Source organism: Hymenobacter gelipurpurascens (genome assembly GCF_900187375.1).
Classification (GTDB): Bacteria; Bacteroidota; Bacteroidia; order Cytophagales; family Hymenobacteraceae; genus Hymenobacter; species Hymenobacter gelipurpurascens.
In genome coordinates this window covers 410,142-429,671 of sequence record NZ_FYEW01000001.1, presented here as the reverse complement: position 1 = coordinate 429,671, position 19,530 = coordinate 410,142, and the positions used below count along the sequence as shown (strand labels likewise).

Below are 19,530 nucleotides of genomic sequence, written 5' to 3'. Positions count from 1 at the left end.
TCCCGCTCTTTGCCAAAAGCCCCAGCCGCAGTTGTGCAGCTGGGGCTTTTTTGTGGAGAAACCAGTATCGTGATGAAAGTCCTGATTATTGTCTTTCGGACTACTGCAGAGATGGCGCTGACAGGCTTTTGGCTGATGTATCCGTTCCCGTTGTCTTCTGGCTTTGCATGCCAAACCGCCTCCTGCGCAACTGCCGATTTTAGTTGACAAAAAGCCCCTTTATATATAAATTTACTATATTCAGTGAGGCCAGTTGTTTCTATGTTGCCCAAGTTGGTAAGGCCGTTGTTGGGTGCTAACAGCACATCTGGGAGTTGATATATCCACTAGTGCATTCTCTTATGGGTCAGCATAGTACTCTGCCTCTTGCGGCTTTTCTGCTCCTGCTTCCTTTTCCTGAAGTTGCGCAACAGAAGGCTACACCTATAGCTCCAGCGCAGCCTGCAAATACCCCGGCGGCTCCCGAAGCGGTGGTGCTGGCAGGCATTGTAGAGCCAGCCGCCATGCTCCCCGTTAAGGTGTCGGACCATGGCTGGGTGCGCCAGGTTTTCTTCGCCGAGGGAGAGTACGTCAAGAAACGTCAGATTTTACTCCGCCTCTACCAAAAAGGTCAGAATTCCAGCGAGTTTGATCGGCACTTTTTGCTGGCGCCACAGGCAGGTATTCTCGTGAAAAAACAAGTGGAGGTTGGCCAACATGTGCCTACCGGAGGCACTGTTGCCATGCTCCAGGATGTAGCGCAGGTGAAAGTACCGCTACTTATGCCCAGCCCGCTGGAGCAGCGCCTAAAACTGTGCGACCCGGTTTCGGTGAGTATTCTGGAGTTACCGTCTCGTACGTTTACTGGCCTGGTTGAGACGATAGCCCACACCAGGAAGCCGGCCTCAAAACAGACCGTTACGGTCCTGATTCACAATACCGGCTCGCCGCGCATCAGGCCCGGTATGCATGCCACCGTCCGGTTGCCCATTAGGCCAGTGCCTGCTATGGCCCGGCGCTAGGCCTCTCTACAGGCCGCACACCTACCCTACCACAAACGTGCGCATGCTCATGCCGCCGAAGCTCACCTCCTCGAAGGCGTGGCGGATATCGTCATCGGGCTCGGCCAGGGCCAGGCTGTACAGCATCGGGATGTAGTGGTCGGGTGTGGGCACCGAAAGCGGGCCACTGGCACCGGCCTGCTGGTAATGGGCCAGGGAAAACAAGTCCCGCTGGTCGATTTTGGCTTTGGCCCACGCGTCAAACTCCACGGCCCAGGCGTGCGGGCGTGGGTCGTCGTTCATGAAGCTGGGCATACTCTGGCGCAGGTTATGCACAATGTTGCCGCTACCCAGAATCAGGACGCCGCGGCGGCGCAGAAACTGCAGCTGCCTGGATAGCTCGGCGTGGTAGGTAATGGGCTTGTAGTAGTCGATGCTGAGCTGGAACACCGGAATATCGGCCTCCGGAAACATGTGGTGCAGCACCGTCCAGGTGCCGTGGTCGAGCCCCCATTCGTCGCTAGGGTGCGCGTCGGGCAGGGCAGCCAGCACTTCCTGGGCTACCTCGGGTGCGCCGGGCGCGGGGTACTGCATATCGAACAATTCCTGCGGGAAGCCGCCAAAGTCGTGGATGGTTTCCGGCCGCTCGTTCACGGTTACAAAGGTGCCGCGCGTAAGCCAGTGCGCCGATACCACTAGAATGGCGCGGGGCGGCTGCAGGTTCCGGATATCCTGGCCTAGCCGGTGCAGCGTTTGGGTAAACGGGTTATCGGCCAGCGCATTCATCGGGGAGCCGTGACCTACAAAAAGCACGGGCATCTTGGCGGTTTTCTGGAAGCTGCTGGCAGTGGTATGGAGGTCTTGCAGAGAATTCATAGCAGTAGAAAAAGGTAGCACGGCTAAGGACTTTAGGGCGTCTTTGCGGCGCATGAGTTTATCAGTTTATATCTAACAAAATTACCCCGCTGTATGTGGCGCCGCCTTGATGTAGGATAAGAAATAGGGCGCAAAGCAATACATGAAACTATATTGCACTATTGCTTCTCGAGGAATATTGTCATCACAATACCTAGCACCAATGGCAATTATTAAAGTACTAAGAGACCATGAGTTCTATCTGTTTATGAATGGCAAGCTCATTTACAAAAAATGGCTGAATCATGGCTATTCCAAAGTGTTTGATGTAATGGCCTATGATAAATTCACCTTGACAAGTATCACAGATAAAGGGATTACCCACCAGTCCGATAATTAAGATTCTCTCTAGCTCCCTTATGCAACTCAAACTAGCTGGCCTAGAAGATATAGAAGACGTTCTAACGCTTCACCGGAAGTACCAGATCGATACGATTCTGGAGGAGGACAAGAAGGACGGTTTCGTGACCACCAACTTCACCCGCGAGCAGCTGACTAAGCTGATTCAGGAAGAGCAGGGGCTGTTTATTGCCCGGCACGAAGAAGCGGTAATGGCCTACGTGATGGCGGCCTCGTGGCAGTACTGGTCGGTGTGGCCGATTTTCGCCCGCATGATTGCGGACCTCCCTAAACTTACATTCGCGGGCCACACGTTAAGCACCGAAAACTCCTATCAGTACGGGCCGGTTTGCGTTGATAAAGCCTACCGGGGCAGCGGGTTGCTGGAAGCTATTTTTGAATTCGCCCGTGAGAAGATGTCGCACCGCTACCCGGTGCTGGTCACGTTCATCAACCAGATAAATACCCGCTCTTATCGGGCGCACACGCAAAAGCTGGGGCTAGTGGTACTTGCGGAGTTTGAGTTTAACAACAACCACTACCTCGAACTGGCCTACGACACCTCCAAAAGCCTGAGCCTGCACCAAAGCACCCACGGGCAGCACTAAGCCTTGTTAGGCCCAACAGATAGCCACATGCAGCGCGGAATGTAAACCCAGTGGGTTTCTATTCCGCGCTGCAAAATCACTCCCTGCGAGGCGCAGGCCATCACTGCTAACTCTACTGGCCTACAACACCTTACCTGATAGCTGGACGCTGCGACGACTGCCGTATTTTAATGGTGGCATCCAGCACCAGATGGTCGTGTTCCAGAGGTTGCTCGTCGCGGAGCTGCTGAATTTCGCGCAGCAGCAGCTCACTGGCCCGCCGGCCGATTTCATAGCCGGGCTGAGCAACGGAGCTGATGCTGGGTTCCATCAGTTGGCACACGGCCCAGTCGCTGAAGCCAATGACGGCCATATCCTGTGGCACGCGCCAGCCACCTTCCCGCAGGGCGGTAATGGCCCCAATAGCCACCGAATCGGTAACGGCAAACAGAGAATCGGGCGGCTCGGGCAGGGCCATAAACTGCCTGGCAAAGGTGACCCCTTCGGAATGCGTGACGGCGTGGCACTCGCCCACGTACTCAGGCCGGAACGGCAGGCCATAGGCCGCCAGGGCGGCTCGGTAGCCGGCAAAGCGCTGGCGGGTATTCTCGGGGTGCGGCGGGCCTTTGATGTGGGCCACGCGGGTATAGCCCTGATCAAGCAAGTGCGTAACGGCGTCGTAGGCCCCTTGAAAGTCGTTGGTTACTACGGTACTGGCATCCAGCCCCGAGTTGATTTTATCAAACAGCACCACGGGCAGGTCGTAGTCCTGGAGGGCGCGCAGGTGGCCTACATCCACGGTTTCATTGGACAGGCACACTAGTAGGCCATCTACGCCGGTAGCCAGCAGCATTTGGGTTACCCTGATTTCTTTTTCGTAGCTCTCATTGCTCTGGCTCAGAATCACATGGTAGCCCAGGGCCTCCACCACTTCAATAATGCCACTGATGACATCGGAAAAAAACGGGTGCACAATGTCGGGCACCACCACCCCTACCACTCTATAGGACTTCTGGCGCAGCTTCACGGCCAGCGGGTGGGGCGCGTAGTGCATCCGCTCGGCCGTGGCCAGTACCGTTTGCTTCGTGGTGGCGCTAATATCAGGGTAGTTTTTCAGGGCCCGCGATACGGTGGCAACGGTTACGCCCAGACTCTGGGCAATGTCGCGTAGAGTAGCTCTTTTCATGGGGAGGGTGGGAAGATTGGTAGTAGTGCGGAGCGGATCAGTTGAGGATAACAATCCTGGCCTAGGTTGTTCTCCTCGAAGCAGGTAAAGGGCCTGAGAGGCAGTTACCAGTGGGCATCATATAAAATTTCTACTGCATATTAAAAAAATATCAATGCTCCGAAATCGGTTACGTTATCGATTTCGGTTTAAAGTACAAAGTTTGCGGGAGCTTACCACTTGATTATGTTGCTATTAATACTGCACCTTTAGTCAGACAGCCAGTTTTATTCCCACAAAAACCCACTCTATTATGTCAGAATTTCTACAGACTAGGGGAAGCCTCCTGGTCGCGTTTCTGGCCTTGTCCGGTAGCGCGCTGGGGCAAGGCATCGTTCGAGGCACAGTAGCAGAGGCAAACGGCTCCCCGGTTGTGGGCGCTACCGTCCTGATCAAGGGCACCAGCACGGCAGCCCCCACCAACGCAACCGGCCAGTACGAGCTGACCACCGCTCCCGGAAACTACGAGCTGGTCATCTCCTCGATCGGCTACAAGACCCAATCGCGGGCCGTGACCATCGGCTCTTCGCCCACCACGCTCAACATCACGCTTCAGGAAGACTCGCAGGCTTTGAGCGAGGTGGTGGTAACGGGCTATGGCACGGCCCGCAAACAGGACGTGACCGGGGCCGTGGCGGTAGTAGGCGAGAAGGAATTCAACCGGGGCACCTTCACCTCGCCCGACCAGTTGATTCAGGGTCGAGTATCGGGGGTGCAGGTCAGCAACAATAGCGGCCAGCCTGGCGGGCCCGCCACCATCCGCATTCGAGGCAACTCCGCCGTGACGGGCACCGGCCAGCCGCTGTACGTGGTAGATGGCGTGCCACTTGATGGGCGCACCGCCCGACCTGGCCTAGTAGCCTCCGCCGACGTTGGAACCGGCGCCGACAGTAACCCGCTCAACTTCCTCAACCCCGACGATATTGAGTCGCTGACGGTGCTGAAGGATGCCTCCGCTACGGCCATCTACGGCTCACGGGCGGCCTACGGCGTAGTACTCATCACCACCAAGAAAGGCAAATCGGGGGCTCCAACCCTAAATGTGGGTGTATCCACTGGTTTCTCTAAACTACTACGCCGGCCCGAATACCTGGATGCCGGTCAGTACCGCGAGGCCATTACCTACTACGGAGCCCCGGCCGCCAACGACAAGGGCGGCGACGTGGACGCGCTCAAAGAAATTCTGCGCACCGGCTACCTGCAGAATTACAATGTGGCCATGAGCGGCGGCGGCGAAACTGGCCGCTACCGTCTCTCGCTGGGCTACCTCGACCAAGATGGTATTGTGCGCAAAACGGGCTTCAAGAAGTACAGTGCTAACCTCTCCACGAACCTGCAATTTCTGGAGAGCAAGAAGTTGGGCATGGACATCAATATTGCCACGAGCCAGTTCCGCGAAGAGTTGGCCAACATCACCACTGATGCCGGCTTCCGGGGTAGCCTTATTGGGCAAGCCCTGCAGTGGAACCCCACGCAGCCCCTGCGCAACACCGATGGCTCACTCTTCATCCAGTCGGGCGACGTGGTGAACCCGCTGGCAGCCTCGGAGCTTTACAACGACAAGTCCCGCGTGAATACCATTCTGGCCAGCATCGCGCCCTCGTTTAAGTTCACTGACTGGCTCCAGTACCGGATGCTGCTGAGCGTGAACTACAACAGCGGTGAGCGACGCACTTCCATCGATCAGCGACTGATTAACTACCCCGGCATCGAAAACCAAGGGTTTGCCAGCATCAGCAACAACGAGCTGACCACTCAGCAAATCGCTCACACGCTCAGCCTCAACAAAAGCATAGCTACCGATCTGAACCTGAATGCGGTAATAGGCTACGAGTACACCAAGTTTGAGAATTTGGGCTCCAACGTGAATGCGTTCGGCAACCCCGCCGCGGGGGGCTTTGGGGTCTTCGGTCTCGATTATACCAACTACATTCAGTCATCGGCTACCGGGTCGCGTCAGGTGTCGTCGTTTGTGGACCCGTCCTCGGAGCTACAATCGTTGTTTGGCCGGGCCATCTTCAACTACAAGGACCGCTACATTGTGACCGGCACGCTCCGCCGCGACGCCAGCAGCAAATTTGGTCCTAACAACCGTGCGGGCTATTTCCCCTCCTTTGCAGTGGCCTGGGACCTAGGCCAGGAAGCTTTTTTCCCGGCTGAGCAGCTTTCCCAGCTTAAGCTACGGGCTGGCTATGGCCGCACCGGCAACCAGGAGTTTCCGGCCGGCTCGGCACAGGGGCGCTTCTCCATCAACGACAACGGGGCACAGGCTCCCATCAACGATGCCAACCCCGACCTGAAATGGCAGTCAGATGCACAATTCAATGCCGGCGTTGATATTGGGGCGTTCAACAACCGCCTCACCTTCACAGCCGACTACTTCCACAAGTCTACTACCGACTTGCTGTTTCCGCGCCTACCCGGCCAGCCTGCTCCACCGGTACAGGCCATCCGCTGGACCAACCTCGACGGAAAAATCGTGAACAAGGGCGTAGAGCTAGCCCTAGGCACTACGCTTATCACTAATGAGCAAGTGGAAGTAAGTCTCAATGCCAACGCCACGTTTATTCGTAATGAGGTAACGGGCCTGAGTGGGGCCGACATTCCGACTGGGGCTATTAACGGGCAGGGCCTGACGGGGGCATTGTCGCAACTTATCACCAACGGCTACCCCATCAACGCCTTTTTCCTACCCCAGTACAATGGCATCAATGAGCAGGGCTTGTCCAACGCGTTTGGACCGGCGGTGTACTCAGGCAGCCCGAACCCTCGTACGTTGCTGGGCTTAGGTGCCAATGCCCGCTATGGCAAACTCTCCCTGGTGGCCAACATGACCGGCGTATTTGGGCAGTACATCTACAACAACACGCTCAACGCAGTAGGTGCTATCGGTCAGATTGGAGCCGGCAAAAACATTGCCCTTTCCACGTTTGAAAACTCTACCAAAGAAGCAACCGGCAACCCCTCAGCGGCCTCTACGCGCTACCTGGAGAAGGGCAATTACCTGAAGATGTCTAACCTCACGCTGGCCTACAGCTTTGGCGATATAGGCAGCTTCCTGAAGGGCGCCCGGATTTACGCCACGGGCCAGAACCTATTCGTGATAACCAAATACGATGGGTTTGATCCGGAAATCAACACCGTGAAGCGCGGAGCCAACCAGGTGCCTTCCATCGGTATCGACTACCTGCCTTACCCCAGTGCCCGCACCTTCACATTCGGCGTCAACTTCTCTCTGTAGCCTCTAATTTCTTCCCACCATGAACTACACTAAGATTGTTTGCACGGCCTCCGTTTTGGCATTGCTACAGGTGGCCAGTAGCTGCGAGCTCAACGAAACCCTGGAGGGCCAGCTCACGCAAGACCAGATACCAAAAGGCAACCCAGCTTCCTTGCTGCAGGGTGTATACAATGCCCAGCGCGACCCAATTCAGGGCCACGTAAGCGTATTTGCTTTACAGGAGGTTTCCACTGATTCCCGCATTATGCCCACCCGCGGGCCAGACTGGGACGACAACGGCAAGTGGCGCGCCCTCTACAACCACACCTGGGACCCGAACAACGAGCGGGTGCGCGACACCTTTACCCAGCTGGAGGGCATTATTTATTCCTCCACCGACCTGCTACGCTTCGACCCCACACCGCAGCAGGCAGCCGAGTCGCGGTTCTTGCGGGCCTGGGCTACCTTTCTGCTCCTCGACCTCTACGACCAAGTGCTTTATCGGGAGCCGGGTGAGAACCTGGCGGAAAACGCTAAAGTGCGCAAAGGAACTGAGGCACTCGACTTCATCGTGAGTGAGATTAATGCCATTCAGAAAGACCTACCCGATGGTCCTGCCGGCAAGGCCAACAAAGATGCGGCGCGGGTGCTGCTGATGAAGTGCTACCTCAATAAGGGTGTGTACGCCAACCGCCAGGCGCCCACCTTTGCGGCAGCCGACATGAACCAGGTAATTACGCTGGCCGATCAGGTCATCAACAGTGGTAAATACTCCTTCACGCCTAACTACTTCGACAACTTCGCGCCCAACAATACGGCAATAGGCCTAGAGAACATCTTCACGCAGCCGAACACCTTCGGTAATGCCGGTCCTACCCGCGACTTGTGGAAGTTCGTGTCGCACTACAACATGCGGCCCGTAGATGGCTACAATGGACCAGCCGCCCCCGCCTCGCTCTACGACCTATTCGAGGCCACCGACAAGCGCCGCGGGCAGGCCTACGATATCCCCGGCGGCCCTGCCAATACCGGCCGGCGCATCAACGTGGGCTTCCTCATTGGGCAGCAGTACAACCTGCTGACCGATGCACCACTTACCACGCGCAGCGGTGCTCCACTGGTGTTTACTAAGGACATCAACCTGTTTGAAACCGGCGCCGATCTGGAGGCCAAGGGCATCCGGCCTATCAAATACCCTGTTGATTACGTGAGCGAGGCCAAAGGCGGCAACGGCTGCGAAAACGACCACGTGACCTTCCGCCTAGCCGATGTGCTGCTAATGAAGGCGGAGGCCATCCTGCGGGGCGGCACGGCCACCAGCGCTGGCAGCTACGGATCTACTGCGCTGGCCATCGTCAACTCACTGCGTACTCATCCGTCGCGCGGAGCCAGCGCCCTGCCATCCCTCACCCTCGACATCCTGCTGGATGAACGGGGCCGGGAGTTCTACAGCGAGTCGTGGCGGCGGAATGATATGATTCGGTTTGGCAAGTTCTTGCTGGCCCGCAAAGACAAGCCCGTAAGCGACCCGAAATACCTGATTTATCCGATTCCGAAGTCTCAGGCCGACGTGAACTCCAACATTGTGCAAAACCCAGGGTATTAGCACAAGCTCCTTTCGCTAATGCATCAACAGGCCGTTGGTTGCTGCTACGCAGTAGCGGCCAACGGCTTGTCTGTGCGTAGGCCACTCCAGTTGGCTCGTCAGCAGGAATGAGTGGCCTACATGCCAAATTGCTACCGCTAAAGGTGGCCTAGCGGATCACATTAGCCAATAAATATGCGCCTCTGCACTGCACCACCCACCTGCACTGCCTCACCCTACATTTCCTGCATGCTTTCCACCCGCTTTCTGCTTTTCTGTACGCTTTGGCTCTTGGCGGCTACCTCCCGCGCCCAAACAGCGCCCGACCCCTGGCGCCTTACGGCCACCCAGATTGACCCCAAGAACTACTACGGCGTGATGGTGGCCAACGGGATGCTGGGCATTGTGTCGTCGCCGGAGCCGTTTCAGGTGAAGAGCGTGGTGCTGGCCGGAGCCTACGACCAGTATGGGCGGGGCCGGGTGAGCAACTTTCTCAACAGCTTCAACCTGCTGAATATGTACCTGGAAGTGGACGGCCGCCGCCTTTCGAGCAAGGACGCCACTAACTTCCGCCAAGAGCTGGACATGCAGCGGGGCAGCTTCACCACCTCGTTTGACTACCAGGATAAGGCTACTATCAGCTACACCTATTACACGCTACGCCACCTGCCTTTCACGGCCCTGCTGGATGTGTCCATCACGGCCAAAAAAGACCTGAGCATGACGGCTGCCAGCGTGCTGGAAACGCCCGACGCCCTCCGCGACGCGCAGAACTACTACAACGAAATTGACCGGCCCCACGTCACGCTGAGCCTGCTCACGTCCTCGGCCCGGAGCCCAACTGGCAAGATGCAGCTGTGCGCCTCCAATACGTTTTTGTTTGGGGAAGCCCACGGCCAGGAGCCCAACGTGATACATGAGATGTGGGACAACAACATGCACCTGATGAAATTCGGGAAGCAGTTGAAAGCGGGCCAAACGTACTCCTACGCCGTGGCGGGCTCCAGCATCACCTCCGCCCACCACGACGACCCCCTAAATGAGGCCGAGCGCCTCACCATCTTCGCCCGCCTCGAAGGCAAGGACCGGCTACTGGCCTACCACACCAAAGCCTGGCAGGAACTCTGGAAAAGCGACATTCAGATTGAGGGCGACGCACAGGCCCAGCAGGATGTGCACAGCATGCTCTACCATCTCTACAGCTTCTCCAGGGCCGGCACCGCATTTTCCCCCTCGCCCATGGGCCTTTCGGGGCTGGGCTACAACGGGCACGTGTTCTGGGACACCGATGTGTGGATGTTCCCGGCCCTGCTGGTGCTGCACCCCGATATTGCGAAGTCCCTGATTGAGTACCGCTTCCAGCGCCTGGAGCCGGCCCGCCGCAACGCCTTTGCCCACGGTTACCAGGGTGCCCAATACCCCTGGGAAAGCGCCGACACGGGCGTGGAGGAAACGCCGGTGTGGGCTCTGAGTGGTCCCTTCGAGCACCATATTTCTGGCTGCGTGGCGCTGGCAGCCTGGCAGTATTACTGCGTGACCCAGGACAAGGACTGGCTGCGTGAGAAAGGCTACCCGATTCTGTCGGCTACGGCCGATTTCTGGGCCAGCCGCGTGGAGCGCAACGGCCCAGGCCACTACGATATCAAGAATGTGGTGGCGGCTGATGAATGGGCCGAAAACGTGGACAACAACGCCTTCACCAACGCCGCCGCCCAGGTAAACCTGCGCAATGCGACGGCCGCCGCCAAACTGCTCGGCCTGAAAGCCAACCCCGACTGGCTGCACGTAGCCCAGAACATCCCGATCCTGAAGATGCCCGACGGCACCACGCAGGAGCATGCCACTTACAAGGGCGAGGGCATTAAGCAGGGCGATGTAAACCTACTGGCCTACCCGCTCAGCGTCATCACCGACCCGGCCCAGATTCGGAAAGACCTGGCCTACTACGAAACCCGGGTGCCCACCGAGGGCACACCCGCCATGACCCAGGCCATTTTTGCGCTGCTCTACTCCCGCCTCGGCAACGCCGACAAGGCGCAGCATTTCTTCCAGGACGCCTACCTGCCCAATCTGCTGCCGCCCTTCCGCGTCATCGCCGAAACCAAAGGCGGCACCAACCCCTACTTCGCCACCGGCGCAGGTGGGGTGCTGCAGGCCGTCATGATGGGTTTCGGGGGCCTGGAAATCACCCCAAGTGGCCTAGCCCAACGCAAAAGCACCTTGCCCACCGGCTGGAAATCCGTGCGCATCACGGGGGCTGGGCCGCAGCGCAAAACTTACTCTGTTACGCGGTAACCCCACCCCAACCCCTCCCCTCAGAGAGAGGGGGTTGGGGTGAGGTACCGCAAGTTGGGAATGGCAGAACGCCTCGTGGGAAGGGCCGACTGCCCGTCGCTCGCCGGAAGGCGGGCGGCGTTTCCCTCTGCTACCCAGTTTCTTCCGGCTCATCTTTTCTGACTCCTTCACTCCCACTCACGAGTTGCGCTTAGCCGACGGTGGGCGGCGGGGAATACCTCGCCCATGCGCCGCCAGCAAAAGCAACTGGCCTAGCGCTCGATGGTACGCGGCGCCACCGGCAGATTTGGGTACTTTGCCGGCCCCATCCGCTCCCACCCCGTCTGCCTCATGTCTCGCATCTTACCCACCATTGTGCTGGCGCAGTTTTTCTGCACTTCGCTCTGGTTTGCTGGCAATGCTATTGCCCCTGATATAGCCGCCCAATTTCACCTGGTGCCCGGCTTTGTGGCTACCCTTACCAGTGCCGTGCAGCTCGGCTTTATCAGCGGCACGCTGGCCTTCGCCCTGCTGGCCATCTCCGACCGGTTTTCTCCCTCGCGGGTGTTCTTCGTGTGCGCGGTGCTGGCGGCGCTCTGTAACCTGGGCATCAACCTCAGTGGCCTGGGCCAGGAGGGCTTACTGGCATTTCGGTTTCTGACGGGCTTTTTCCTGGCGGGCATCTATCCGGTGGGCATGAAAATCGCCTCCGATTATTACCAGAGTGGCCTAGGCAAGTCGTTGGGGTTTCTGGTGGGGGCGCTGGTGCTGGGTACGGCGTTTCCGCACTTGCTCAGGAGCTTGGCGGCGCATTTGCCGTGGCACTACGTTACGCTGGCTACCTCGGGGCTGGCGGTGCTGGGTGGCCTAGCGCTGGTGCTGCTGGTTCCCGACGGGCCCCACCGCCGCGCGGGCCAGCACCTGCAGCTTACGGCGTTTCTGGCGGGGTTCCGGCGGCCGGAGTTTCGGGCGGCGGCGTTCGGCTACTTCGGGCACATGTGGGAGCTATATACGTTCTGGGCTTTTGTGCCGATGCTGCTGGCGGCTTACAACACCGCCCACCCCGAAGCAGGATTTCGGGTGCCTTTCCTCTCCTTCCTGATTATTGGGGTGGGTAGCCTGGCGTGCGTCGGGAGTGGCCTACTGTCGCAGCGGCTGGGGGCGCGCCCGGTGGCGGCTGCGGCGCTAGGCCTGTCGGGTTTGTGCTGCCTGGTGTCGCCGCTGTTTCTGCGGGGCAACTCGCCGGACTTGCTGCTGGGTTTTCTGTTCTTCTGGGGCCTCGTAGTGGTAGCCGATTCGCCGTTGTTCTCGACGCTGGTGGCCCAGAACGCCCCGGAAGCCACGCGCGGCACGTCCCTGACCATCGTCAACTGTCTCGGCTTTGCTCTTACCATTGTGAGCATCCAGTTCACAAGCTTCCTAGCCCACTTCCTGCAGCCGCATTACCTATATATGACGCTGGCCATTGGGCCAGTGCTAGGGTTGTGGGGGTTGTTCAGTGGTAAGGATTCGGAAGTGAATTAACTCCTACCTGGGGCTGAATTCACCTCCCCGAACGTGGTACAGATCATGTAGCGCATCAAGCCAGTGCTCAAATCTCGCTTGCCGACTTTGATAAACCACCTGTCATGCTGAGCTTGTCGAAGCATGACAGGTGGCTAATCGACTGGCCTAGAGAAGCGGTAGAGATGCTTCGTCTGCGCTCCGCATGACGGTCGGGCAGGATTTTGCTATATTCAAACAATCGAATAAATTCTGCTTTTAGGTGGTAAGGCAGAAATAGGCCGCTTCATTATCTGGGGAAGCACAAGCAGTATTTGAAGCACACCTAACTTCCCCAAATCGGCTATGCATAAGGCGCTTTTCATAAGTCGTTTGGTAATTGTAGGGCTGCTTGGTGCTTTGGCTTCCTGTCGGGAAAAGGCATCTGCCCCCTCGGCTGAGGCTATCCGGGAAATTAACCTCAACCGTGGTTCGCCTGTGGTCTGCGGCATTCCCAACCAGCAATACGGCTTTTCCGGGTTTGAAACTTCTTGTGCTGCTACCGATAAAGCCGATTTTAATCTGGCCGTTTCGCTGCTGCATTCCTTCGAGTACGACGAAGCGGAGAAGGCTTTTGCTAACATCATCGACCGGGAACCTGGTTGCGCCATGGCTTACTGGGGCGTGGCCATGGCTAACTACCACCCGCTTTGGGCGCCCCCTACCCCAGCTGAGCTAGCCAAAGGCACTAAAGCCATAACCATTGCGCAGCGTATTCCGCAAAAAACGCCTCGCGAAACGGCATACATCCATGCTCTAGCGCAGTTCTATCAGGATGGGGCTACCACCGCGCATGCTGTCCGGTGTGCCCGGTTTGAGCAGGCCATGGCGAAACTGCACGCCACTTACCCTGAGGATAAGGAGGCGGCTATCTTTTACGCGCTAGCCCTCAATGGCGCCGCCGACCCCGCCGATAAAACCTTCCGTCGGCAACGCCAGGCCGGCACCATGCTCACGGCCTTGTCGCTGAGCGCGCCCAATCACCCGGGCATTATTCACTACATCATTCATAGCTACGACTCCCCTGAGCTGGCGGCCCAGGCCTTGCCGGCGGCCAAAAAGTACGCGGCCATTGCGCCCTCCTCGGCCCACGCCCAGCACATGCCCTCCCACATTTTCGTCAGGCTAGGCCTATGGGACGACTGCGTGGCCTCTAATCTGGATGCCGCCGCCTCGGCTAGGTGCTACGCCGAAAATACGGGCATCAAAGGCCATTGGGATGAGGAGCTGCACGCGCTGGACTACCTAACGTATGCCTACCTCCAAAAAGCCGATAACCGGCAGGCCAAAGCGCAATGGCAGTATCTGCAGACCATCCGGGAAGTGCATCCGGCAAACTTTAAAGTGGCCTACGCCCTGGCGGCTATTCCGAGCCGCTACGTACTGGAAAACAAGCTGTGGCAGGAAGCGGCCCACCTGAAAATTCCGACGGCGAATGTGGCTTGGGAAGAGTTTCCGTGGCAGAAAGCCATGGTGCATTTCACCCGCTCCCTCGGCTACACCCACATCGGCCAGCTCGATTCGGCACGGCAGGAGTTACGGCAGCTGCAGGCCAGCCACGACATCTTGCTGCGGCAAAAAGATCAGTACAAAGCCACCCAAGTGGCTATTCAGCTGAAATCAGCGCAAGCCTGGCTGCTGGCGGCCCAAGGCAACACCCAGGAGGCGCTTCAGCTCATGCATCTGGCCGCCGATACCGAGGACCGCACGCAGAAACATGCCGTAACGCCCAGTGAGGTCCTGCCCGCCCGCGAAATACTCGGCGACCTTCTGTTACAGCTCAACCAACCCCAGCAGGCTCTATTGGCCTACGAGGCCGACTTAACGCAACACCCCAACCGCCTAAACGGCCTCTACGGTGCCGCCACCGCCGCATCTAAGTCCGGCGACACGACCAAGGCTCGGCGCTACTATCAACAACTGCTGAAGAGCGCCAATGCACCCCAAACCACGCGCCCAGAGCTTATAGCGGCGCGGCAGTTTTTGGCTGAGCTGACATAGGCATTCTTTAATATTACAACTTTCTATCAGTGGTAAATCAAGGTTAGTTGCCGTACTTACGCAGTATATAGTTTATATACTATACCTCGCCCTTATGAGAACAGTACTAGGATTCGTAGCGGTTGCCTTATCGCTTGTATCATGCAACTCAGATGCTGCTCGAAAGGCAGCAGATTCAAGAGATACGCCAATAGTCGGTACTTGGCAGCTTATTACAGGCACTGTAATAGATAAGGGCGATACCATTATTACTGACTACACTAGAAACAAGAATATATCCTTCGTTAAAATCATCAATGATACTCACTTCGCCTTTTTACAGCACGATGTACACAAAGGCAAAGACTCCGCCGTGTATGTGTCGGGTGGAGGCCGCTACTCTCTCAAGGACAGTACTTACTCCGAGCACCTAGAATATTGCAGCGCCCGGAACTGGGAGGGAAATGATTTTGCCTTTACCGTCTCTATTAAGAATGACACCTTGGTTCAGCAGGGCGTAGAGAAGGTGGAAGCTAGCGGCATCAACCGAATAAATATTGAGAAATACGTCAAGGTGAATTAAGCGCCTTGTTATAGCCAAGTAACCGGTTGGTTGCTTGCCATGACAACCTTATAGCGCCCCTGTCAGGTATAAATGCTCAATGTTATAATACAAAAAAGCCCCGGCACCTTACGGCACCGGGGCTTTTTTGTATTATAACAGCAATCAAAATTACAGCAGCTTGTCAAGCATAATAGGCAACTCACGGACACGCTTACCGGTGGCGTGGTAGACGGCGTTGGTGATGGCGGCGGCCACCCCCAATAGGCCTACCTCCCCGATGCCTTTCACGCCCAGCGGGTTCACAATGTCATCTTCCTCCTCCACGAACAGCACTTCGATGTCGTGTACGTCGGCCTGCACGGGGATGTGATACTCGGCGTAGTTGTGGTTCATGTAGCGCCCGAACTTGTGGTCCATGACGGTTTCCTCCATCATGGCCATGCTGATGCCCCACACAATGGAGCCCAGCACCTGGGAACGGGCCGTTTTGGTGTTGATTATGCGGCCAGCAGCCACCGCATTTAGTACGCGCGTAACGTGCACGGTGCCTAGTTCCTCATCAACCTTCACCTCCACAAACACCGCGTTGTGCGAATGCATGGAGTAGGGTTGCTGCTTGATCATGTTGGGCATGGCCGAGCTGTCGGCTTCCACCTTATCCTCGCCGCTGGCCTGTAGCACGTCGCGCAGTACCACGGCTTCGTTGGGGTCTTTGCGCAGCCGGATCTGTCCATTCACGAACTGTACGTCCTCGATGCTGGCGCCTTTGAGGGGGGAGCCTTCCATCTTCTGGGCCAGCTTAAGCAGCTTTTCGCCCAGGGCTTCGCAGGTGTTCTTCACGGCGGTGCCCACGGAGGCGGCCGTCCAGGAGCCGCCTTGCACGGGAGCTTCCGGCATGTCGGTGTCGCCCAGCTTAAAGGTCACGGCTTCCAAGGGCAGGCCCATGTACTCGGCTGCAATCTGGGTCATGATGGTGTAGGTACCCGTCCCGATGTCGGCGGTGGCGCTGGTTACCAGTAGCTTGCCATCCATGGTGAGGGAAGCTTTGGCGGCAGCTTTCTGTTGCGAGGCATCCCAGACGCCCCCGGCCATACCGTAGCCCACCAGCAGGTTCCCGTCGCGCATGGAGCGCGGCTCGGGGTTGCGCTTGTCCCACCCGAATTTGGCGGCGCCAAGGTGGTAGCAGTCCCGCAGCTTCTTACTGGAGAAAGGCTTATCGAGGTTTTGGTCCTTCTCGGCGTAGTTGCGGATGCGGAAATCCAGGGGGTCCAGGCCGGCGGCGTAGGCCATTTCATCCATGGCAACTTCCAGCGCAAACGAGCCCGTGGCGGCGCCCGGGGCACGCATGTCCTGGGGCGTAAACACGTCGAGCTTCGTGAGCTGATAGCCCAGCTTTACGTTGTCGCACTGGTAAAGCATGCCGCTCCAGTTCACTACGTTTTCGGTGTAGTCCTCAAACTGGGATGTTTCGTGCAAAGCATGGTGCTGCAGCGTGGCCAGTGTCCCATCGGGGTTGGTGCCCAGCTTCATATATTGCAGCGTGTGGGGCCGGTGGCCGAAGCTGAACATCTGCTGGCGCGTGAGCGTCACGCGCACCGAGCGTTTCAGTTCCAAAGAGGCCAGCACTGCCAGAAACACGGAGTACTGCGGCCGCAGGCCCGAGCCGAAACCGCCGCCCATGTACAGATTTATCACCCGGCAGTCGTCCTTGCTCAGCCCGAAAATCTTAGTGAGGTAGTTCTGCACGTTCACCACGCCCTGGGTCTTGTCGTAGGCCGTGATTTTGCCATCGCCGCGCCACTCTACCGTGGTGCCAAACAGCTCCATGGGGTTGTGGTGCTGGGTGCCGTGCACGTATTCCTGCTCAATGCGGTGTACGGAGTCGTCCCAGGCTTTTTCGGGGTTGCCGCGCGGCGGTGGCGGTGGCATCCAGCCGGTTTTGCCCCGGCCTGGCTCAAAGCCCTCGTCGCGCTTGTTCTCGATGTTGGTATCGTGTTCCTGCTGGTCGTAGTCGATACGCAGCACGGAGGCAGCGTAGCGGGCCAGTTCCAGCGTGTCGGCTACCACCAGCGCAATGGGCTGCTGGCTGAACATGATTTCATTGTTGTGCAGCGGGCGAAACGGCGAGCCGCCGGGCGCTACATCATCCTTGTAGTTTTTATCAAACCACGCCAATGAAGGCACATTCTCGTGCGAAAACACCTCCAGCACGCCCGGTATAGCCAACACCTCCTCCGCGTGTACTTTCGTGATTTTGCCTTTGGCGATGGGGCTGCTGATTACCCAGCCGTAGGCCAGGTTAGGCACCTGAAACTCGGCCGCATACTTAGCCGAGCCCGTCACCTTAGCCGGACCATCTACGCGGCTGGTGGGCTTTCCTATATGGTTAGTTGTGCTCATGGATTCGAGTTTAGAAAGACGTCGGATGCTTGCTGGGTGCCTTCGGCCGCCTGCTTAAGGGCGCGCACAATGGCCCGCTTGGCCAGCTCGATCTTGAAGGTGTTGTGCTCGTGGCCTACCGCTCCTTCCACCACCTTGGCGGCTGCACGACGGAACGTTTCAGCGGTGGCGGGCTGGCCTTTCAGCAGGTTTTCGGCTTCTTGGTCGCGCCAGGGCTTGTGGGCCACGCCGCCCAGGGCTAGGCGGGCATCCGTGATGGTGTTGCCGTCCAGCTCCAGTGCTGCCGCCACCGATATCACGGCGAAGGCATAGCTGGTCCTGTCGCGGAGCTTGAGGTAGGTGAAGTTCTTCTCGAACCCTTTCGCGGGTAGGTCCAGGCCAGTAATCAGCTCGCCGGGTTCCAGCGTGTTGTCCTTTTCGGGCTGGTCGCCGGGCAGGCGGTGGAAGTCCTCGAACGCAATGGTCCGCTCGCCGCTGGGTCCGCTTACGCGCACCGTAGCCGCCAAGGCAGCCAGCGCCACACACATATCCGACGGGTGCGTAGCAATACACTGCTCGCTGGCGCCCAGAATAGCATGGATGCGGTTGTAGCCGCCAATGGCCGAGCAACCCGAGCCCGGCTCGCGCTTGTTACAAGGCGTGGCTAGGTCATAGAAGTAGTAGCAGCGGGTGCGCTGCATCAGGTTGCCGCCATCGGTGGCCATGTTGCGCAGCTGCGGCGAAGCGCCGGCCAGAATTGCCTGGCTCAGCAGTGGGTAGCGCTTTTTCACCTCTTCGTTCCAGGCCGTGTCGGCGTTGGTAGCGAGGGCGCCCAGGCGTAGGCCACCTTCGGGATTGTTTTCGATGGCCGTGAGAGGCAACTTATTGAGGCCGACGAGGTGCGTGGGACGAGCCACGTTTTCCTTCATCAGATCCAGCAGGTTGGTGCCGCCCCCAATGTAGGCGGCGCCTTCGTGGCTAGTATTATCGCGCACGGCGTCCTCGACGGCCGTGGCGTGGGAGTAGGTAAATGGGTTCATCTTTTCAAGGGTGAAGTGGAGAACTTGTGAATTTGTCGGTAAGTGATATGTAGAGTCGCCATCCTGACGACTTCACAACTTCACCTTTCACAACTTCGCCCTTGACGATGCGTCTACCACTTCCTTCACGGCGGCCAGAATGCCAACGTAGGCCCCGCAGCGACACAGGTTGCCGCTCATGTACTCCCGGATTTCGTCTTCGGTGTGGGCTTTGCCTTCGTTGATGAGGCCCTGAGCCGAGCAGATCTGGCCCGGCGTGCAATAGCCGCACTGGAAGGCGTCGTGGTCGATGAAGGCTTGCTGCAGCGGGTGCAGTTTCTCTTCGGTTCCCAGGCCTTCAATGGTCGTGATTTCGGAGCCCTCCTGCATCACGGCCAGCGTAAGGCAGCTGTTGATGCGCTTGCCATCTACCAGCACCGTGCAGGCACCGCACTGGCCATGGTCGCAGCCTTTTTTGGTGCCCGTGAGGTCGAGGTATTCGCGCAGAGCGTCGAGTAAGGTGGTCCAGGGCGCAATGTGTAGCTCGCGCTGCTGCCCGTTGATGGTGAGGCGAACAGTACCTATAGGTGGCGGCGCGGCCACCGCCTCAGCAGAAGCAGTTGTCGGTTTCTGTAGCATAGAAAGAACTAGAAAAGTGTGAGGAGTGGAAAGGCAGGAGGCTCGTGCGCTGGTTGGCAAGCACGTCAGTTACCTTACGCCGATCCTTACTCTCGTGTTCTTCTTTTGGCGTATTTATCCTGCCTAAAATCCTATATAAGGCCATGCCCGATAGCTACAGACTAACTATCAGTCATTTAAGCACTTATACATAATCATTCTAAATTTCGAGTTTCTTGCCTGAGCAAAAAAGTGGCCTAGGCCAGGGATACAACCAGTCCATCATCTCACGGGCGGCTATG

13 protein-coding genes are annotated in these 19,530 nt (G+C 57.8%); 8 read left to right on the top strand and 5 right to left on the bottom strand.

Annotated elements, in window-relative coordinates; all coding sequences use genetic code 11:
- The first annotated feature begins 341 nt into the window (after positions 1–341).
- Positions 342–1,001, top strand: a complete 660-nt coding sequence (locus CFT68_RS01840; RefSeq protein ID WP_088841722.1) for an efflux RND transporter periplasmic adaptor subunit — start codon at positions 342–344, stop codon at positions 999–1,001.
- 21 nt (positions 1,002–1,022) lie between these two features.
- On the opposite strand, the gene ygiD is transcribed toward CFT68_RS01840, so the two are convergent.
- Positions 1,023–1,856, bottom strand: a complete 834-nt coding sequence (gene ygiD / locus CFT68_RS01835; RefSeq protein WP_088843638.1) for a 4,5-DOPA-extradiol-dioxygenase — start codon at positions 1,854–1,856, stop codon at positions 1,023–1,025.
- A gap of 398 nt (positions 1,857–2,254) precedes the next feature.
- Between ygiD and CFT68_RS01830 the strand changes: the two genes are divergently transcribed.
- A complete protein-coding gene (locus tag CFT68_RS01830) occupies positions 2,255–2,842 on the top strand; it encodes a GNAT family N-acetyltransferase (protein ID WP_088841721.1) in 588 nt (195 codons plus the stop codon).
- Positions 2,843–2,972: 130 nt separating this feature from the next.
- Here CFT68_RS01830 and CFT68_RS01825 read toward each other — a convergent pair whose 3' ends face one another.
- The gene (locus tag CFT68_RS01825; RefSeq protein WP_088841720.1) at positions 2,973–4,007 is read right to left on the bottom strand and encodes a LacI family DNA-binding transcriptional regulator; all 1,035 of its coding nucleotides are present in this window, start codon (positions 4,005–4,007) and stop codon (positions 2,973–2,975) included.
- Positions 4,008–4,299: 292 nt separating this feature from the next.
- Here CFT68_RS01825 and CFT68_RS01820 point away from each other — a divergent pair, with 292 nt between their 5' ends.
- The 6 genes from CFT68_RS01820 to CFT68_RS01795 all read left to right on the top strand — a co-directional run bounded on the left by CFT68_RS01820 (position 4,300) and on the right by CFT68_RS01795 (position 15,230).
- Complete coding sequence (locus tag CFT68_RS01820) at positions 4,300–7,287, top strand: SusC/RagA family TonB-linked outer membrane protein (RefSeq protein ID WP_088841719.1); 2,988 nt, start codon at positions 4,300–4,302, stop codon at positions 7,285–7,287.
- A 19-nt stretch (positions 7,288–7,306) separates the two neighbouring features.
- Positions 7,307–8,872 carry a RagB/SusD family nutrient uptake outer membrane protein gene (locus CFT68_RS01815; RefSeq protein WP_088841718.1) on the top strand — a complete coding sequence of 522 codons (1,566 nt, stop codon included), beginning with the start codon at positions 7,307–7,309 and terminating at the stop codon, positions 8,870–8,872.
- A gap of 228 nt (positions 8,873–9,100) precedes the next feature.
- Positions 9,101–11,146 carry a glycoside hydrolase family 65 protein gene (locus tag CFT68_RS01810; protein WP_212590355.1) on the top strand — a complete coding sequence of 682 codons (2,046 nt, stop codon included), beginning with the start codon at positions 9,101–9,103 and terminating at the stop codon, positions 11,144–11,146.
- Between the two features lie 330 nt (positions 11,147–11,476).
- Positions 11,477–12,649, top strand: coding sequence for an MFS transporter (locus CFT68_RS01805; RefSeq protein ID WP_088841716.1), 1,173 nt, complete (start codon positions 11,477–11,479; stop codon positions 12,647–12,649).
- 324 nt (positions 12,650–12,973) lie between these two features.
- Positions 12,974–14,668 (top strand): tetratricopeptide repeat protein, encoded by a 1,695-nt coding sequence (locus tag CFT68_RS01800; protein ID WP_088841715.1) that lies wholly within the window; start codon positions 12,974–12,976, stop codon positions 14,666–14,668.
- A gap of 94 nt (positions 14,669–14,762) precedes the next feature.
- Positions 14,763–15,230, top strand: a complete 468-nt coding sequence (locus tag CFT68_RS01795) for a lipocalin-like domain-containing protein (protein ID WP_088841714.1) — start codon at positions 14,763–14,765, stop codon at positions 15,228–15,230.
- Between the two features lie 150 nt (positions 15,231–15,380).
- Here CFT68_RS01795 and CFT68_RS01790 read toward each other — a convergent pair whose 3' ends face one another.
- From CFT68_RS01790 to CFT68_RS01780, 3 genes are all read right to left on the bottom strand, one after another.
- Complete coding sequence (locus CFT68_RS01790; protein ID WP_088841713.1) at positions 15,381–17,612, bottom strand: xanthine dehydrogenase family protein molybdopterin-binding subunit; 2,232 nt, start codon at positions 17,610–17,612, stop codon at positions 15,381–15,383.
- Positions 17,609–18,631: an FAD binding domain-containing protein gene (locus CFT68_RS01785; protein ID WP_088841712.1), complete on the bottom strand. Its 1,023-nt coding sequence runs from the start codon at positions 18,629–18,631 to the stop codon at positions 17,609–17,611. Before CFT68_RS01785 ends, CFT68_RS01790 begins: the two co-directional genes overlap by 4 nt.
- 87 nt (positions 18,632–18,718) lie before the next feature.
- A complete protein-coding gene (locus CFT68_RS01780; RefSeq protein ID WP_088841711.1) occupies positions 18,719–19,249 on the bottom strand; it encodes a (2Fe-2S)-binding protein in 531 nt (176 codons plus the stop codon).
- Positions 19,250–19,530 lie beyond the last annotated feature (281 nt).

Coding starts and splice junctions, on each gene's coding strand:
- CFT68_RS01840 (WP_088841722.1), top strand. CDS start 342: ATGGGTCAGCATAGTACTCTGCCTCTTGCGGCTTTTCTGCTCCTGCTT.
- ygiD (WP_088843638.1), bottom strand. CDS start 1,856: ATGAATTCTCTGCAAGACCTCCATACCACTGCCAGCAGCTTCCAGAAA.
- CFT68_RS01830 (WP_088841721.1), top strand. CDS start 2,255: ATGCAACTCAAACTAGCTGGCCTAGAAGATATAGAAGACGTTCTAACG.
- CFT68_RS01825 (WP_088841720.1), bottom strand. CDS start 4,007: ATGAAAAGAGCTACTCTACGCGACATTGCCCAGAGTCTGGGCGTAACC.
- CFT68_RS01820 (WP_088841719.1), top strand. CDS start 4,300: ATGTCAGAATTTCTACAGACTAGGGGAAGCCTCCTGGTCGCGTTTCTG.
- CFT68_RS01815 (WP_088841718.1), top strand. CDS start 7,307: ATGAACTACACTAAGATTGTTTGCACGGCCTCCGTTTTGGCATTGCTA.
- CFT68_RS01810 (WP_212590355.1), top strand. CDS start 9,101: ATGCTTTCCACCCGCTTTCTGCTTTTCTGTACGCTTTGGCTCTTGGCG.
- CFT68_RS01805 (WP_088841716.1), top strand. CDS start 11,477: ATGTCTCGCATCTTACCCACCATTGTGCTGGCGCAGTTTTTCTGCACT.
- CFT68_RS01800 (WP_088841715.1), top strand. CDS start 12,974: ATGCATAAGGCGCTTTTCATAAGTCGTTTGGTAATTGTAGGGCTGCTT.
- CFT68_RS01795 (WP_088841714.1), top strand. CDS start 14,763: ATGAGAACAGTACTAGGATTCGTAGCGGTTGCCTTATCGCTTGTATCA.
- CFT68_RS01790 (WP_088841713.1), bottom strand. CDS start 17,612: ATGAGCACAACTAACCATATAGGAAAGCCCACCAGCCGCGTAGATGGT.
- CFT68_RS01785 (WP_088841712.1), bottom strand. CDS start 18,631: ATGAACCCATTTACCTACTCCCACGCCACGGCCGTCGAGGACGCCGTG.
- CFT68_RS01780 (WP_088841711.1), bottom strand. CDS start 19,249: ATGCTACAGAAACCGACAACTGCTTCTGCTGAGGCGGTGGCCGCGCCG.